A 17,672-nucleotide genomic window follows, 5' to 3' on the forward strand; every position below is an offset into this window, starting at 1 on the left:
CCATCCCGAACAGGACCGTGAAACGATTACGCGCCAATGATAGTGCTGCAACCAGTGTGAAAGTAGGTTATCGTCAGGCTTGTATCCAGAAACCCCCGCTAGAGCAATTTAGCGGGGGTTTCGCTTTGCGCGAACGGAAAATACACGCGTAACACAAGATCAAAAACAACACCAACGCCAATATCAACATCAAGACCTCTCAACACAGAGACACGGAGACACAGAGGTGCACCGAGAAAGGCAAGAAAGTCTGGAAAGACAAAAGCATTAGGGACTTCTCTGCTTTTACTCTGTGGCCCGGCCTTCGGGGGTATCAACCAACGATGCTGGTGCGCCAGCATAGTAACCTTCAGCCTGCGCTCACTGCTGTCCGGAATAATGTGCTTGACAAAAAATGACCTGGAAATCCCCTCCTTTCAAGGGGATGGCGTCGGGGTTTCACAAAGCATGCTTTGTGCCGACAGAATCTAAGCCGCTTGCAAGCGGCGCAGTGGACGGCTTAGGGTGGGGATGGGTTTCGGCCGATTAACGATAGATGAATTTACGTCGGAGACCTCCTGCATTTCTTTGCGCCTCAGTGTCTCTGTGGTGAGCGGTCTTACAGCTTTCACGATTCGACAGGCAACAAAAAAGGAGCCTGAGCTCCTTTTTAATTCCACTGCGAGAGGTGTAACGACCTTAAAACGCGTACCCAGCCTTCAGTACCGCAAAATTTACACCTGGATTTGGATGTTTGACACCGCCGTTTGAATAATGCTGGATCTTGAAGCTCAGGTCCCAGCCTTCTTTGGTCACATAGCCAAGGCCGATATGGTCGCCAAACTGGAAATTGGTGGAAAAATGGCGGCTATTGTTGTCATAAATTTCTGACAGCATATGCAGGCCTATGCCGGCTTCGCCATAAAACCCCTTTTTGCTGTCGTTTTGAAAGCGAAATACAGGGGTAATGCCGATATCAGTCAGATTTTGTGTTGCCCCACTCTTACCTTGAAAACTGTTGCCCTGCCATTGCGCCAGGGTAGCATCCCAATAGCCGCCAACGTGGGTGCCGTTTGACGAGAACCATTGATTGTCCCAGTTGGATTGCAGGCCGGCACGCAACATTTTGGTTTTGTTGCCGGTTGCAAATTCCAGTGAGGCTGAATCCAGGGCAAATACGGAAGAACTGGCACACACAGCAGTCACTGCGATGGCGAATAAAGAAGTAATACGCAGGCGCATATAATTGGCTTTCAGGTGAAAATAAGAAATCAGACAAACATCAGAATCGCTATTGTAGCAATGTCTGGCAACATGGTCTTAGGACGCTGCGTTTACAATTCAGATCTGCAAAAAAATCGAAGGAAACCAAGGTGAAACCAGCACTTGAAACAAAGATAGTCTTTCTTGGCATAGGCCTGATGGGCAAGCCCATGGCGCGGCGATTGCTGGCCGCAGCTTATCCTGTCACAGTGTGGAACCGGACTTATGCCAAGGCTGCGGCTCTGGAACCGGACGGGGCAAAGGTGGCTGCGACGGCGCTGGAAGCTGTGCAGCAGTCAGGTGCCGGGGTCATCATTACCATGCTGGAAGATGGCAATGCTGTTGCCGAAGTCATACAAGGCATTTTGCCGGCATTGCGGGCAGGCAGCACCGTAATCGACATGAGTTCGATACAACAGGCTCAGGCGCAGGTCTTGCACGCGCAATTGCAGGCGCACGGACATCAGTTCATGGATGCGCCCGTATCGGGTGGTGTCATCGGCGCCGAAGCAGGTACGCTGGCGATTATGGCAGGGGCTGAAATGGCGGTCTATCAGCAGATGGAAGCCATCCTCGCTACAATGGGCAAACCTATGCGTGTCAGTGGACCAGGTACCGGGCAACTGGCAAAGTTATGTAACCAGTTGATCGTCGGTGGCACCATCAATATCGTGGCCGAAGCCTTGTTGCTGGCACAGGCGGGCGGTGCCGATCCGGCTGCGGTACGGCAGGCCTTGCGCGGCGGTTTTGCTGAAAGCAGGATATTGGAAGTGCACGGACAACGTATGCTGGACCGCACTTTCATGCCCGGTGGCCAGGTAAAGAGCCAGGCCAAGGATATGGAAAACATTTTGCTGGCCGCGCAGGATGCAGGGGTCAGCTTACCCATCACCAGCTTGGTAAGTGAGGTGTATCGCGGTTTATTGCAAACTTATCCACATGCAGATCATTCAGCCGCGTTGCTGGCACTGGAACAACATAACCCTGGTAAGCGGCTTGGCGAGCAGCCGGATGTGTTACCCAATTAAGTGATCATCAAAGCGAGTGCTGATAACGCAAAAAACACTGGTTTTGTATCCCTTGCGATGCTGCCGACAGGACTACGATGTCAGGGCAGGCAATGGCTACAGCAGGGTAAATAGAAACCGATAGCAACCATTCAGACAGGATAGAATATGAGCAGCAATATCGTCAGGGCCGTATGCCCACATGATTGTCCCGATACCTGTGCTTTGCACGTCACCGTTGAAGATGGTATTGCCACTGCGGTCAAAGGCGACCCGGATCATCCTACGACGGCCGGGGTGTTATGCACCAAGGTGTCGCGCTATACCGAACGCACCTACCACCCCGACCGCTTGCTGTATCCGCAAAAGCGCATAGGTAAAAAAGGCGAAGGCAAGTTCGCCCGCATTAGTTGGGCTGAAGCGATTGCGATTATTGCAGAGAAGCTTAAACCATTGGTGGCCAGCAAGCCACTGGCCATTCTTCCCTATAGTTACGCCGGTACCATGGGTTTGGTGCAGGGCGAAAGTATGGCGCAGCGCTTCTTCCACAAGCTGGGGGCATCCTTTCTGGATCGCACCATCTGCGCCACTGCGGGTGGCGCTGGTTACAAGTACACCGTGGGTACCCGTAACGGTACGGATATTGAACAGACGCAAAATGCCAAACTGATTGTGATCTGGGGTGGCAATCCGATTGCGTCCAATCTGCATTTCTGGATGCGCGTGCAGGAAGCCAAGCGCAAGGGCGCCAGGCTGATCGCGATTGACCCTTATCGTTCATTGACAGCCGAAAAATGCCATCAACATATCGCCTTGCTACCAGGGACGGATTCTGCCCTGGCGCTTGGTCTCATGCATGTGCTGATCAGGGATGATTTGCTGGATCATGCGTATATCAAAGACCACACTCTGGGCTTTGAACAACTACGTGAGCGGGCAGCAGAATGGACGCCAGAGCGGGTCGCTGCTACCTGCGGCATTACCGCTGAAGAGGTCAACCAACTGGCGCGCGAATATGGTGAATGTGGACAACGCGGCGAAGCCAGCATGATACGCATGAACTACGGTGTGCAGCGGGTGCACGGTGGTGGCATGGCAGTCCGGAATATTTGCTGCCTGCCCGCACTGACCGGTGCCTGGCGTCATGCCGCCGGCGGCGCGCAACTGTCGTTGTCGGATGCTTTCCCGAAAAATACGGCAGTGTTGCAAAGGCCGGATTTGTTCCCGCAGGATTTACCTCGCCGCACCATCAACATGAGCACCATAGGCGATGATTTACTGCGTGAAACCTCGGCGGGCTTTGGCCCCAAAATCGAGGCCGTGATCGTGTATAACTCCAACCCCGTTGCCGTTGCACCAGAGTCGGCTAAGGTCATGCAGGGTTTTGCGCGTGACGACCTGTTCACGGTCGTACTTGAGCATTTTCAGACGGACACAGCGGATTATGCCGACATCCTGTTACCTGCTACCACACAGCTGGAGCATGTAGACATACATAGTACTTACGGACACCTGTATATGATGGCAAACAACGCAGCGATTGCGCCCTTGGGAGAAGCCAGGCCGAATACCGAAATTTTCCGTATGCTGGCCAAAGCCATGCACTTGACTGAAGCTTGCTTCAGCGAGAGTGATGATGACATTGCCGCCCAGGCCTTCAATAAACAGCACGCGCATGCCGTGCATTTTGACTGGGCTTCGTTGAAGAAGACCGGCTGGTCGAAACTGAAATTGCCAGATGCACCGTTTGCCCATGGCGGCTTTGGTACTCCGTCTGGAAAATGCGAGTTTTATAGTGCCAGCATGGCTGCAGCCGGGCTAGATCCTTTGCCGGCCTACGTTGCACCGTATGAATCCCTGGCCAGCAATCCTGAACTGGCAGCACGCTTTCCCCTGGCAATGATTTCGCCACCGGCAAGGAATTTCCTGAACTCGACTTTCGTCAATGTGCAAAGCCTGCGTGATACGGAAGATCAGCCGCATCTTGATATCCATCCTCAGGATGCGGCACAACGTCACATAGCCCATGGTGATCGCCTGCGGATTTTTAATGACCGTGGCAGTTTCGAGGCAGTGGCACGTGTGACGGATAAAGCCAGGCCGGGTCTGGTGGTTGGCTTGTCTATCTGGTGGAAAAAACTGGCCAGCGATCACAAGAACGCCAATGAAGTGACCAGCCAGCGTTTGACCGAAATGGGTGGTGGACCGACCTTTTATGACACGCTGGTCGAAGTGGAGAAGTGCGCATAGCTGAATAATGCTTGTTGGTAACTATAATGGATGCCGTATTTCCAGACATTTTTTAATTGCGAAATCTGGCCATCTGCCTTTGTCCTGAATCAAAAACAGGCTGAATTGTGTCCTAAAAAAATGATGCAATGCGACATATTCCTAGAGTATGTTTTCAGGTCTCGTCTAAAACACTTGCCATGCCAGAACTTAGCCGATAGCATCAAGCGAGAACTGGAATCAAATTCCGGCAATGCCCTGTTTGTCTATGCTGCAGTGCTTTCACAAGCGCGATGCCAAGGCCGGGCCTTGGGACACAAATACAACAACAATCATCAGAGACGAGGAAAATATGGATAAATTTTGGCTGAAATCCTATCCGGCAGGTGTACCGGCGGAAATTGATGTGAATCAGTACCAGTCACTGGTACAAATGATGGAAGAAGCCTTTCAGAAATTTGCAGCACGTGATGCCTATGCCTGCATGGGCAAGCGCATGACTTATGGGGAACTTGATACCCTGTCCAAAAAAGTCGGTGGATGGCTGCAAAGCAAGGGCCTGAAAAAAGGTGCACGCGTCGCCATCATGATGCCGAATGTCTTGCAATATCCCGTCGTCATGGCTGCCATATTGCGTGCTGGTTATACCGTAGTTAACATCAATCCCCTCTACACACCACGTGAACTGGAACACCAGCTCAAGGATTCTGGTGCCGAAGCCATCTTCATCCTGGAAAATTTTGCCACCACGCTGGAACATGTATTAAGCAAGACCGCAATCAAGCACATCGTCGTCGCCAGCATGGGTGATATGCTGGGCGGCATGAAAGGCATGATCGTCAATTTCGTGGTGCGCCATATCAAGAAAATGGTGCCGGCATTTTCTCTGCCTTCGGCGATACGCTTTAACCAGATGGCATCAGAAGCTGAACGTGTGAACTTTACGCCAGTAAGCACAACGCACGATGATATTGCGTTCCTGCAGTACACTGGTGGTACTACCGGTGTATCCAAAGGGGCGACCTTGTCACACAAAAATGTGGTTGCCAATGTATTGCAAAACGATGCCTGGCTGGCACCCAGTATGTCTGGTCATACCGATGAACAGAAAGTGATAGTCTGCGCTTTGCCGCTGTATCACATCTTTGCCCTGACCGTATGCAGCCTGCTGGGCACGCGCGTCGGTGCCATGAATCTGCTGATCCCCAATCCACGCGATATCCCCGGTTTCATCAAGGAATTGCGCAGTTACAGGGTCAATATTTTCCCTGCAGTGAATACCCTGTATAACGGTTTGTTGAACAATCCCGAATTTGCGACACTGGATTTTTCCGGTTTTGAAATTTGCAGTGGCGGTGGCATGGCGGTGCAAAAAGCCGTTGCCGACAAATGGTTGCAGGTGACGGGCTGCGCCATCGCTGAAGGTTATGGCTTGTCTGAAACATCGCCGGTGGCGACGGCCAATCCTGCCAACACCAAGGATTTTTCCGGCACCATAGGCTTGCCTATTCCCTCCACTGAAATCGCTATCCTGGATGACGACGGTAACCCCGTTCCTTTGGGTACCGCAGGTGAAATCGCCATACGCGGGCCACAGGTAATGGTGGGCTACTGGAACCGTCCAGATGAAACAGCCAAGGTCATGACAGCGGATGGCTTCTTTAAAACGGGTGACATCGGCAAGATGGATGAGACGGGTTATACCAAGATCGTCGATCGCAAGAAAGACATGATTCTGGTGTCCGGTTTCAACGTGTATCCAAATGAAATTGAAGAAGTCATCGTCATGCATCCAGGCGTACTGGAATGCGCGTGTATCGGCGTACCCGATGCCAATTCCGGCGAAGCAGTAAAACTGTTTGTGGTCCGCAAGGACCCTTCCCTGACAGTAGATCAGCTTATGGATTATTGTAAGGAACAGTTTACGGCTTACAAAAAACCCAAGTACATCGAGTTCCGCATGGATTTGCCAAAGACGAATGTAGGAAAAATCCTGCGACGCGAACTGCGGGATGAAAAGAAGGCATAAGTAAATAAGGCAGATGGCGCGGATGCTGATCTGCGCGGATGAAAAAGGAAGGCTGGCATTTGCCACCTTCCTTTTTTCATCTACAGTACACCGCAAGAATACATGCCTGGTTCAGGTAATGCTGAGGCCAGTCCTGCCGTCATCCACAAAAAAACTGCTGAGTGTGGCAATGCCGGAATCCGCTTTGGAGACGTCATCCAGGCCAAGAAAATGCGTGAGCATCCTGGTTTGGGAAATCTCCATCAGCATGAAACCCCGCTTGTCGCTGCGACCATATTTGATGTGCGGATTTTGCGCCACATACTGATCCGTCCGTTCTTGCGGACGAGAACTGGACGTCACAGACGTACCGCAAAATTCCGTCGCGAGGATGGGGTTGGATGGCGATGATTTGCTGTAAAAATCGCGCTTCAGATTAGCAGCATAAAAGGTATGGACATCACCGGAAATAACCACAGGATTGGCTGGTTTGTGCTTCTGGATATCATCAAACAGGCGTTGGCGGGCAACTGGGTAGCCATCCCAGCCATCGGTCCAGAATTTGCCATCGCCTTCTTGGGCGACAGCGGTCTGGCTTGATTGCGCCATCAGCGTTTGTTGAGTCAGGATATTCCACTTGGCAGTGGAACTGGCGAAGCCACGACCCAGCCATTTTTCCTGTTCCTGGCCCAGCATGGTGCGATTGGGGTCCATGCGTTCACTGCATTCCGCATTCGTTACCGAATTGGAACCACCTTGCCCTGGTTTGGAGCAGGCATGGTGCGACCGGTATTGTCGGTCATCCAGCACATGGAAGCGTGCCAGCCTGCCCCAGTCATAACGGTCATAGATGCGCATATTGCTGAAACGCTCGGCTTCACTGACCGATGCATGCAGGCGTACCGGCATGTGTTCATAAAATGCCTGGTAAGCAGCCGCCCGACGCAAGAGAAAATTCACGTCCAGCCGTTCATCACGGTCATTCCCATAGTCGTTGCTGACTTCATGGTCATCCCAGGTGACTATCCATGGCGCGACATGATGTGCTGCCTGCAATTGCGGGTCGGATTTATACTGGGCATAACGGCTGCGATAATCTGCCAGCGTGAAACTCTCCTGCTCGCGTTTGCGCGGCTTGCCCGGGTGCCGCGTATCATACGGCCCCCACTCATAAATATAGTCGCCCAGAAAGGCAATCAGGTCCGGATTGGCGGCAGCAATATGGCGGTGCGCTGCATATTCACCAAATTCCCAGTGCTGGCAGGATGCCACCGCCAGGCGCAGGTTGCCAACGACCGCATCCAGTGCTGGTGCCGTGCGGGTGCGTGCAACGGGGCTGACTGCATCGCCCAGCATAAAGCGATACCAGTACCAGCGATCCGGCTGCAAGCCAGTCACATCGACGTGTACGCTATGTGCCAATTCCGGCAGGGCGTGTGCTTCACCTTTATTGACGATGCGCCGGAAATTATCATCTTCAGCAATTTCCCAGCGCAGTTTATAGACGATGGCTGGCAGCACCTGTGCATTCAGGGGATCGGGCAGCAAGCGCGTCCACAAGACCACACTGTCTGCACGTGGTGACCCGGACGCGACACCCAGGCTAAACGGATACACCGTGCTGCGTTCGGCAGCAAAGCTGGGGAATGCCTGCGCCATTGCGGCCAGGGCGGTGAATTGCAAAGACTGCTGTAAAAACAGACGACGTGACAGCTTCATGAACAATCAACCTACCTTGGCAATATCTTCCAGTGGCGGAATCTGCCGTGGTTTCCTGTCATTGCCGGTCGCGACATAGGTGAGCGTGGCTTCCGTCACCTTGACGGTGCTGGCTTGCAGACGATTACGTTCTGCATACACTTCCACCGAGACAGTAATCGAGGTATTGCCAACTTTGACCACTTCGGCATAGAAGGACAACAGGTCACCAACAAATACCGGCTGCTTGAACAGGAAAGAGTTGACCGCAATCGTGGCAACCCTGCCATTCGCACGGCGGGCCGCAGGGATGGCACCGGCAATATCGACCTGGGACATGATCCAGCCACCAAAAACGTCACCATGCACATTCGCATCGGCGGGCATGGGCATGACCCGCAGGGTCGGCATATGGGATGGAAGTCCCGATTGAGTATGTTCTGTCATGGTTTTGCCTGAAAAATAAGAGTAATGAGATAGTGATTGATGGGTGTCAAATCTTAAACCAATTTTCACACAGTCTGATCAAAGCAAGTGGCTTGCCAGATGCCAGTTTGCTGAAATATCGACCATTACTTTTCATTTTTAAGCATTGTTGACACATATGCTGCTGGCGGCGGGGTTCAGCAGATTGTTTTCATGTAAAAAAGACAGCAAAATAGCGTGATTTCTTTAAACGACGAGAGAAAAAGTGCCAAAATTGCGCATCTTGAAAACCGCAAATGATCTATCTACAGACAGATGCTGCGTGTAGAGGGCAAAGCCGATAAGAGGCGTTGCTGGGCCGGGCCGTAAGTAAAATCGTTTATGCCCTATAATTTTCAATGGCGGTATCCTTGATAAAACTGTCTGCTATCTGATGCACTCTTTTATCCACACCAAGATCTGCACCCTCAGCGGCACTCTTAACTGTCCTGTTTGCAACACCATTTTTTACATTTAAAGCGAGAACCCCTTCCATGCGACGCAGAGAAACCATCCGTAGCTCAAGCTTGCCAGCCACGCCTTCCACCGCGGCCGCCAGCGACAGTAAGCGCGACGATTGGGCCACCGTCAAGACGCTGCTGCCTTATTTATGGGCCTACAAGTGGCGGGTGTTGCTGGCACTGTCTTTTCTGGTCGCTGCCAAACTGGCGAATGTCGGCGTACCCATGGTCTTGAAAAACCTGGTGGATAGCATGACAGTCAGCCCCACTCATCCAGCCATGATCATGGTGCTGCCGGTCAGCTTGCTGATTGCTTACGGTGCCTTGCGCCTGTCGACGACGCTGTTTACCGAATTGCGTGAATTTGTATTTGCCAAAGTCACGCAAAGGGCAGTGCGTACCATCGCCTTGCAAGTGTTCAGGCACCTGCACGCCTTGTCACTACGCTTTCACCTGAACCGGCAAACTGGTGGTGTGACGCGTGACATAGAACGTGGCACGCGCGCGATTTCCTCGCTGGTTTCTTATGCACTGTTCAGCATAGTGCCAACCTTGCTGGAAATCGGCCTGGTGCTGATTTATCTGAGTACGCATTACGACAAATGGTTTAGCATCATCACCGCGACAGCGCTGGTGACCTATATTATTTTCACGATTACGGTGACGGAATGGCGTACGCATTTCCGTCGCACCATGAACGAACTTGATTCCAAGGCACATACCAAGGCCATCGATTCGTTGTTGAATTATGAAACAGTTAAATATTTCGGCAATGAAGAATACGAAGCCCAACGCTATGACGTAGGCTTGCAGAGCTTTGAAACCGCAGCGGTGAAATCACAAAGCAGCCTGTTCCTGTTGAATACAGGGCAATCCATGATCATCGCAACGGCGGTGACCCTGATCTTGTGGCGTGCTACCCAGGGGGTGATTGACGGCAGTATGAGTCTGGGCGACCTGGTGCTGGTCAATGCATTCATGATACAACTGTATATTCCCCTGAATTTCCTGGGTGTGTTGTACCGGGAAATCAAGCAAAGCCTGGCTGATATGGAAAGACTGTTTTCCCTGCTGGACCAGAACCGCGAAGTGGCTGATTCCAGCACTGCCAAAGCCTTGCAGATACAACATAAAAATGGGGCGGAAATTCGCTTCGCTCACGTCAATTTCAACTACGAAGAAAAGCGGCAGATTTTATTTGATGTGGACTTCAGCATCGCTGCCGGTACGACCACGGCAGTGGTCGGCCACAGTGGTTCTGGCAAGTCTACCCTGTCGCGGCTCTTGTTCCGTTTTTACGATATTCAATCAGGCAGGATCGCTATTGATGGACAAGATTTGCGCGACTTGACCCAGGCATCGGTCAGGGCTGCGATTGGTATCGTGCCGCAAGACACAGTCTTGTTCAATGACACGATTGAATACAATATCGCCTATGGCAAGCCGGGGTCCAGCAAGGAAGAAATTATTGCCGTTGCCAAGGCCGCTTATATTCATGAATTTATCGAGACCCTGCCGGACGGATACGACACCATGGTTGGCGAGCGTGGCCTGAAATTATCTGGTGGCGAAAAACAGCGGGTAGCCATTGCCCGTACTCTGTTGAAAAATCCATCCATCATGATTTTTGATGAAGCGACATCGGCGCTGGATTCGCATGCCGAGCAATTGATACAGGCGCAATTGAAAGACATTGCCCGCAATCGTACCAGCCTGGTGATCGCGCACCGCCTGTCCACCATCGTTGATGCCGAGCAGATACTGGTGATGGACAAGGGCCGTATTATCGAGCGTGGCACCCATGCGCAACTGCTGGAACTGCAAGCTGCGTATGCGCGCATGTGGGAACGTCAGCAAAGCAAGAAGACAGAAGTGGCCGAAGACGATGACGAAGCGGATGAAGTTGAACTGGTGAGCGCATAAGCATGGAAACAAAATGGTTGGAAGATTTTGTCTCACTGGCAGAGACCAATAGTTTCAGCCGGTCTGCCGAATTGCGTCATGTGACGCAGCCAGCGTTTTCGCGCCGCATACAATCGCTGGAAGCCTGGCTGGGCAGTGACCTGATCGACCGCACTTCGTATCCCACCCGTTTGACACATGCCGGTGAAGTGTTTTATGAGCAGGCCATCGCCATGCTGGGGCAGATCAATAATGCGCGCGCCCTGTTGCGCGGCAAACGCACGACTACACAAACCACGGTGGATTTTGCGGTTCCGCATACCCTGTCGCTGACCTATGTGCCGCGCTGGCTGACTGGGCTGGAAGCCGCATTTGGTGAAATCAATAGCCGCCTGCTGGCGCTGAATGTTCATGATGCTGTCATGACGCTGGTGGAGGGCGGTTGCGACCTGCTGCTGTGCTATCACCATCCGCGCCAGCCCTTGCTGCTCGATAGCAGTCAGTACGACATGATCAGCATGGGAACAGAAGCCCTGCGTGCCTATATCCGTTGTGATAAACACGGTGTGCCGGAATTGCTGTTGCCCGGTACGGCGCAGTCGCCCTTGCCATTCCTGGCGTATGCCAATAATGCTTACCTGGGGCGCATGGTAGACCTGATATTGAACGATGCACGACAGCCTTTGCATCTTGAAAAATGTTATGAAACAGATATGGCAGAAGGATTGAAGATGATGGCGCTTGAAGGACGTGGCGTCGTGTTCTTGCCAGAGTCAGCAGTCACGCGTGAAGTCAAGCAAAAGCTGTTGGCGCGAGCAGACAATGGCAGTGGTGCATGGGAAGTGAATATGGAAATTCGCCTGTACCGCGAGCGGCCCTCATTGCAAAGACCGGGCAAGCTGATCGTATCGCGCCTGTGGGATTATCTGGAGCAGTTGCAGGCCAGCGAAAAGATATCGAACGGCAAGCAAGGCAAACCTCGTCGGCGTGCCGACGGAGAAACCTGATGTTGTTAGAAATTTAATCTCGCGTCTGTGAAAGTGCGGGATGTAACATGGAGTAGTTTCATGGTTATGCATTTCATGCATAGATTCATGCAAACAAAGCATTGGCTGATTTCAGAATGAAAAGACTATGATGCGTCTGCTTTCGGCGCCGGGGAATGACCGGGCTGAATGAAAAGATTCGCAAAACCAGTTCAACCATTTCAAGAGGCCATACCATGTCCACCCAGCACCAGATACCGTCTTATCTTACCCCGACTGAGACCGGTCCTTGGTCAGTTTACCTTGAGCAAATTGATCGTGTCACACCTTACCTGGGACACCTGTCCCGCTGGGTGGAAACCCTGAAACGCCCCAAGCGCATCCTGATTGTGGATGTGCCTATTGAGCGTGATGACGGTTCGATTTCCCACTTTGAAGGCTATCGTGTACAACACAATACTTCGCGTGGTCCAGGCAAGGGTGGTGTGCGTTTCCATCAGGATGTGACTCTGTCAGAAGTGATGGCCTTGTCTGCCTGGATGACCATCAAGAACTCTGCTGTGAACGTACCTTACGGTGGTGCCAAGGGTGGTATCCGCGTTGATCCAAAAACCCTGTCACGCGGCGAACTGATGCGCATGACACGTCGCTATACATCTGAAATCGGCATCATCATTGGCCCGGACAAGGATATCCCGGCACCGGACGTCAACACCAATGAACAAACCATGGCGTGGATGATGGATACCTATTCCATGAATGAAGGCCGCACTGCCACTGGTGTGGTGACCGGCAAACCTATTTCCCTGGGGGGTAGCCTGGGTCGTCGTGAAGCGACTGGTCGTGGTGTGTTCGTTGTCGGCAGCGAAGCGGCTGCCAAACGCGGCATGAGCATTGCTGGTGCAAAAATTGCCGTGCAGGGTTTTGGCAACGTTGGCGGTATTGCCGCGCGTCTGTTTGCTGAAGCCGGTGCCAAAATCGTTGCTGTGCAAGACCATGGCGGCACCATTTTCCATTCAAACGGCATGGATGTGAACAAGCTGCTGGAGCACGTCGCAGCCAAAGGCAGCGTGGCCGGTTTTGAAGGTATAGAAGCGGTGTTGCCGAATGAAGAATTCTGGGCAGTGAATTGCGACATCATGATCCCGGCAGCGCTGGAACAGCAAATCACCGTCAGGAATGCCGACCAGATCCGCGCCAAAATCATTCTCGAAGGCGCGAATGGCCCGACTACACCGGAAGCGGATGATATCTTGCGTGACAAGGGCGTGCTGGTGGTACCAGACGTAATTGCCAATGCCGGCGGTGTGACCGTATCTTATTTTGAATGGGTACAGGACTTCTCCAGCTATTTCTGGTCAGAAGATGAGATCAACCAGCGCCTGACCCGCATCATGAAGGAAGCCTTCAATTCGGTCTGGCAGGTAACGGAAGACAAGAAAGTATCACTGCGTACTGCAGCATTTATTATCGGATGTTCCAGGGTATTACAGGCACGCGAAGTTCGTGGACTTTACCCGTAAGCAGGAATTGTAAAAAACTATCCATCACCTATGCTATATAGGTGGTGGATATTGTCGTTTCTGGAGCCGGATTTACAGACTGCGATGCAGGCACATGGGTCGGTGCATGGTGGGATTGATGGAATGAGCAGAGGGTGAGTACGTGTTTACCACAATCATTCTCATCATGAAGCAGTCACTTTGCACGAATATTCTTTTGCGAATGCAAAAAGAGGCTAGTGGAAGTTCCGATGGAACAATATTTGCGTGCATATCTGAATGTTTGAGCAAGTATTAATTGCAAAAAATACCGAATAATATTTTGTTGATTGTGAAATTTTCTGTTGAAGAATATTGATCTTTGTCATTACCATCCTGAATTGGGTTCAAAGGGGGTCGCATGAAAGTTTTAAATTGGATAGCGAGAGCCAGTTTGCCTTGTGCACTGGTTTTGTGCTCCCCGCTTTCATGGGCCGCGGATACCCTGGCGCATATCAAAGAGACGCAAACAGTGACGATTGCTCACCGTGAAGCGTCTTTTCCATTTTCTTACTATAACGATGATAAAAAACCGGTAGGGTATTCACTGGATATTTGCCTGAAACTGGTGGAAACCTTGAAAAAGGAATTGAAGTTGCCGCAGTTGAACGTGGCCTATCTGGCGGTTACGCCCAGTACCCGTATCCCTGCCATTGTCGATGGCAAGGCGGACCTGGAATGTGGTTCCACCACCAATAATGCAGAACGTCGCAAGCAGGTCAGCTTTACCATACCGCATTTTTTTGCGACGGCACGCATGATAGTCAGAGTAGATTCCGGCATCAAGAACTGGACTGACCTGAAAGATAAAAGAGTCGTGACGACCAAGGGCACCACCACGGTCAAATTGCTGAACGACCGCGACAAGGTGCGTGGTCTGGGCTTGAAGCTGCTGGAAGGTAACGATCATAACGAATCCTTTGGTATGGTCGAGAGCCAGCAAGCGGATGCCTTCACCATGGATGACGTATTGCTGTATGGCTTGCGGGCCAATAGCAAGGATCCTGCTAAATTTGTCGTGGTAGGCGACCCGCTGTCCACGGAACCTTATGCCGTTATGTTGCGCAAGGATGATCCTGCTTTCAAATCCTTGATTGACCGCGAAATGGGGCGTTTGATGAATGAAGGGGAAATCAACAAACTGTATGACAAGTGGTTTCGCAAGCCTGTACCCCCAAAAGGGGCAAATTTGAATATGCCTATGGGTTTTTTGTTGCGGGATAACATACGTTTTCCTTCAGATAAGGTGGCGGATTAAGGTTCTGGCACATGGTTTGCATGTGTTTTGGTACGGGGCTTGCAACAAAGAAAGACAGAAGGCGAGGCCAGTCTTGTTTTTGCAGTAGTCGAATAAGTAGTAATACGTATTAAGTCGGGTAAAAAAAAGCGATAAGTAAGCTGAGGGTTTTGTTAAACTCAAAGCGATGAATTTTTTGATTTAACTTTCTGGAGACAGTATGAAATTTTCGAAATTGTTGGGCGCGCTGATTGGTGCAGGTTTGATCGCTGGTGCTGCACAGGCGCAAGAAACCGGAACCCTGAAAAAAATCAAGGACGCAGGCTCCATTACCATTGGTGTACGTGATTCTTCCATTCCATTCTCTTACCTTGATGACAAACAGTCTTATCAAGGTTATTCCATCGATCTGTGCATGAAGGTCGTGTTCGCTCTCAATAAACAGCTGGGCGTGGACCTGAAAGTCAAAATGAATCCGGTTACATCAGCTACCCGTATACCGCTGATGGCCAATGGCACAATAGATTTGGAGTGTGGTTCGACGACAAATAATGTTGAACGTCAAAAACAGGTTGCATTTGCCCCAACGACATTCGTTACAGCGAACCGCATCTTGTCGAAAAAATCCTCGAATATCAAAACACTTGCTGACCTGAAAGGAAAAACGGTCGTTTCTACATCAGGCACATCGAATCTGAAACAGTTGACCACTCTCAATGCAGATCAGAATCTGGGCATTAATATTCTGCCTGCTAAAGATCACGCAGAAGCTTTCCTGATGCTGGAAACAGGTCGCGCCGTTGCTTTTGTCATGGATGACATCCTGCTGGCATCTCAGGCAGCCAATTCCAAGTCACCGGCTGACTATGAAGTCAGCAAGGACGCACTGTCGGTTGAGCCATACGGCATCATGATGCGCAGGGATGACGCACCATTCAAGAAGGCAGTTGATACAGCGATCAGCAATGTGCTGACTTCTGGCGACGTGAACCGTATTTATTACAAATGGTTCCAGCAACCGATTCCACCAAAAGGTATCAATCTGAACATACCTATGTCTGAGCAGCTCAAGGCTGTGGTGGCAAAGCCGACTGATTCTGGTGAACCATCTGCTTATGCAGCTGTACCGGAAGCGCAAAAAGCTGTGCTGAAAAAGAAAAAATAAAATAGTAGCAGGGCTTAAGAACCTGATTACGATCTGTAGCGAGCGAGCGAGCGTCAGCGGAGTAAAGAGCAGCGCAAAAAGCGGAATGTACTTCTAGTACATGAGCATTTTGAGCAGCGCATGAGCCCCGATCACGTGCGCGCAGTAAGATCGTAAGCAGGTTCTAAGAAGGAATAGGGCAGATCAAAACGGGCGGATAGTCTCCTCCCGTTTTATTTTGCAAGGTCCGTCATTGATGTCTGGTGACGCACGAAGCTTTGGGGAGATCACATGAATTATCAATGGAATTGGAATATTTATTGGGAGGATGCGCTTGACGGCGGCGGCACGTATTTTGATACCCTGATCTGGGGCGTCAAAGTGACGCTGGCGCTGGCCATGCTGGCATGGATCATTGCCCTGGTGTTGGGCTCGGTCATCGGCACGATGCGCACAACGCAAAACAAATGGCTGGTGCGTTTCTCGAACGGATATATTGAGCTGTTTCGCAACATTCCCTTATTGGTGCAAATGTTCATCTGGTATTTCGTCATACCGGAACTGGTACCCGATGCCCTGGGTACGTGGATGAAGAATTTGCCGAACGTGTCGTTTTACACTGCCGTCATCAGCCTGGGTTTGTTTACCTCGGCACGTGTGGCCGTGCAGGTGTCTACCGGTATCAATGCTTTGCCACGCGGGCAAAGAATGGCGGGTACGGCACTGGGTCTGACGCAGATTCAAACCTACAGGTATGTATTGCTGCCTATGGCCTTCCGTATCATTACGCCTTCCTTGACGAATGAAGTTGCGGCCATTATCAAAAACAGTTCGGTTGCATCCACGATTACCGTGCTTGAATTGATGTCGCGCACACGTTCGATGAATGAATTTACCTACAAGACATTTGAGGCATTTACTGCCGCAACGCTGATTTACCTGTTCGTTTCTGTCGCCGCAATCATGATGGCCAATTTCCTTGAGCGTAAACTAGCCGTGCCAGGCTTCATTACTGGCGGCGCAGCAAAGGGAGGGCGCTAAGATGTTTAATAATTTTGACTTCGAAGTTCTCCAGCGCACCTGGTGGAATCTGATTACTGAAGGCCTGTTGTTTACGATTGAGCTGACGGTATTGGCCATGGTCGGTGGCATCATTCTTGGTACCTTGATGGCGATGATGCGTTTGTCCAGCAATCGCTTTGTTTCTCTTGCCGCTTCTGGCTATGTAAATCTGGTACGTTCAGTCCCCTTGTTGCTGGTGATATTCTGGTTTTACTTCCTCGTGCCATATATCGGTGCGTGGATTATTGGTTCACCTGAGCCGGTCAAGGTTGGGCCATTAATGTCTTGCATGATCACTTTCGTCATGTTTGAAGCGGCTTACTATTGCGAAATCATGCGTTCGGGAATCCAGTCGATTCCGCGTGGCCAGGTATGGGCCGGTAATGCCATGGGAATGAATTATTTCCAGACCATGCGACATATCGTTTTGCCGCAGGCATTCAGGAATATGTTGCCAGTTCTTTTGACGCAGACCATCGTTTTGTACCAGGACGTTTCTCTCGTCTCGGTATTGTCGATCAAGGATTTTGTCGGTTCTGCGACGGTGGTTGCGAATAATAATGGCCGCCCTGTTGAGATCAACCTGTTCGTCGGTGTGGTGTATTTTGTCACCTGCTTTGCGTTGTCGACACTGGTCAAGAAACTGAACCAAAAGATAGCGATCATTCGCTGACCTTGTTTGGTGACAGA

The 17,672-nt window shown here is 51.1% G+C and carries 13 protein-coding genes; 10 read left to right on the forward strand and 3 right to left on the reverse strand.

Annotated elements, in window-relative coordinates; all coding sequences use genetic code 11:
• Positions 1 to 678: 678 nt before the first annotated feature.
• A complete protein-coding gene (locus ACO0K9_RS05305) occupies positions 679 to 1,221 on the reverse strand; it encodes an acyloxyacyl hydrolase (protein ID WP_422982547.1) in 543 nt (180 codons plus the stop codon).
• Between the two features lie 131 nt (positions 1,222 to 1,352).
• Between ACO0K9_RS05305 and ACO0K9_RS05310 the strand changes: the two genes are divergently transcribed.
• The 3 genes from ACO0K9_RS05310 to ACO0K9_RS05320 all read left to right on the forward strand — a co-directional run bounded on the left by ACO0K9_RS05310 (position 1,353) and on the right by ACO0K9_RS05320 (position 6,507).
• Positions 1,353 to 2,270 carry an NAD(P)-dependent oxidoreductase gene (locus ACO0K9_RS05310; RefSeq protein ID WP_422982549.1) on the forward strand — a complete coding sequence of 306 codons (918 nt, stop codon included), beginning with the start codon at positions 1,353 to 1,355 and terminating at the stop codon, positions 2,268 to 2,270.
• 147 nt (positions 2,271 to 2,417) lie between these two features.
• Positions 2,418 to 4,499, forward strand: a complete 2,082-nt coding sequence (locus tag ACO0K9_RS05315; RefSeq protein WP_422982551.1) for a molybdopterin-containing oxidoreductase family protein — start codon at positions 2,418 to 2,420, stop codon at positions 4,497 to 4,499.
• Between the two features lie 331 nt (positions 4,500 to 4,830).
• Positions 4,831 to 6,507, forward strand: coding sequence for a long-chain-fatty-acid--CoA ligase (locus ACO0K9_RS05320; protein WP_422982553.1), 1,677 nt, complete (start codon positions 4,831 to 4,833; stop codon positions 6,505 to 6,507).
• A gap of 111 nt (positions 6,508 to 6,618) precedes the next feature.
• Here ACO0K9_RS05320 and ACO0K9_RS05325 read toward each other — a convergent pair whose 3' ends face one another.
• Both ACO0K9_RS05325 and ACO0K9_RS05330 read right to left on the reverse strand, forming a co-directional pair.
• A complete protein-coding gene (locus ACO0K9_RS05325) occupies positions 6,619 to 8,205 on the reverse strand; it encodes an alkaline phosphatase D family protein (protein ID WP_422982555.1) in 1,587 nt (528 codons plus the stop codon).
• A 6-nt stretch (positions 8,206 to 8,211) separates the two neighbouring features.
• Positions 8,212 to 8,631 (reverse strand): acyl-CoA thioesterase, encoded by a 420-nt coding sequence (locus tag ACO0K9_RS05330; protein ID WP_422982557.1) that lies wholly within the window; start codon positions 8,629 to 8,631, stop codon positions 8,212 to 8,214.
• Positions 8,632 to 9,143: 512 nt separating this feature from the next.
• Between ACO0K9_RS05330 and ACO0K9_RS05335 the strand changes: the two genes are divergently transcribed.
• The 7 genes from ACO0K9_RS05335 to ACO0K9_RS05365 all read left to right on the forward strand — a co-directional run bounded on the left by ACO0K9_RS05335 (position 9,144) and on the right by ACO0K9_RS05365 (position 17,655).
• Positions 9,144 to 11,033, forward strand: a complete 1,890-nt coding sequence (locus ACO0K9_RS05335) for an ABCB family ABC transporter ATP-binding protein/permease (protein ID WP_422982559.1) — start codon at positions 9,144 to 9,146, stop codon at positions 11,031 to 11,033.
• A 2-nt stretch (positions 11,034 to 11,035) separates the two neighbouring features.
• Positions 11,036 to 12,019 (forward strand): LysR family transcriptional regulator, encoded by a 984-nt coding sequence (locus ACO0K9_RS05340; protein ID WP_422982561.1) that lies wholly within the window; start codon positions 11,036 to 11,038, stop codon positions 12,017 to 12,019.
• Between the two features lie 215 nt (positions 12,020 to 12,234).
• Positions 12,235 to 13,521 carry a Glu/Leu/Phe/Val family dehydrogenase gene (locus ACO0K9_RS05345; protein ID WP_422982563.1) on the forward strand — a complete coding sequence of 429 codons (1,287 nt, stop codon included), beginning with the start codon at positions 12,235 to 12,237 and terminating at the stop codon, positions 13,519 to 13,521.
• A gap of 379 nt (positions 13,522 to 13,900) precedes the next feature.
• The gene (locus ACO0K9_RS05350; RefSeq protein ID WP_422982565.1) at positions 13,901 to 14,797 is read left to right on the forward strand and encodes an amino acid ABC transporter substrate-binding protein; all 897 of its coding nucleotides are present in this window, start codon (positions 13,901 to 13,903) and stop codon (positions 14,795 to 14,797) included.
• A gap of 199 nt (positions 14,798 to 14,996) precedes the next feature.
• Complete coding sequence (locus tag ACO0K9_RS05355; protein ID WP_422982567.1) at positions 14,997 to 15,941, forward strand: transporter substrate-binding domain-containing protein; 945 nt, start codon at positions 14,997 to 14,999, stop codon at positions 15,939 to 15,941.
• Between the two features lie 270 nt (positions 15,942 to 16,211).
• On the forward strand, positions 16,212 to 16,961 hold the full coding sequence (locus ACO0K9_RS05360) for an amino acid ABC transporter permease (RefSeq protein ID WP_422982569.1): 750 nt from the start codon (positions 16,212 to 16,214) through the stop codon (positions 16,959 to 16,961).
• A 1-nt stretch (position 16,962) separates the two neighbouring features.
• Entirely contained in the window at positions 16,963 to 17,655 is a 693-nt protein-coding gene (locus ACO0K9_RS05365) for an amino acid ABC transporter permease (RefSeq protein ID WP_422982571.1), read from the forward strand.
• Positions 17,656 to 17,672 lie beyond the last annotated feature (17 nt).

The organism is Undibacterium sp. Ji50W (assembly GCF_049340445.1).
Lineage (GTDB): Bacteria > Pseudomonadota > Gammaproteobacteria > Burkholderiales > Burkholderiaceae_D > Undibacterium.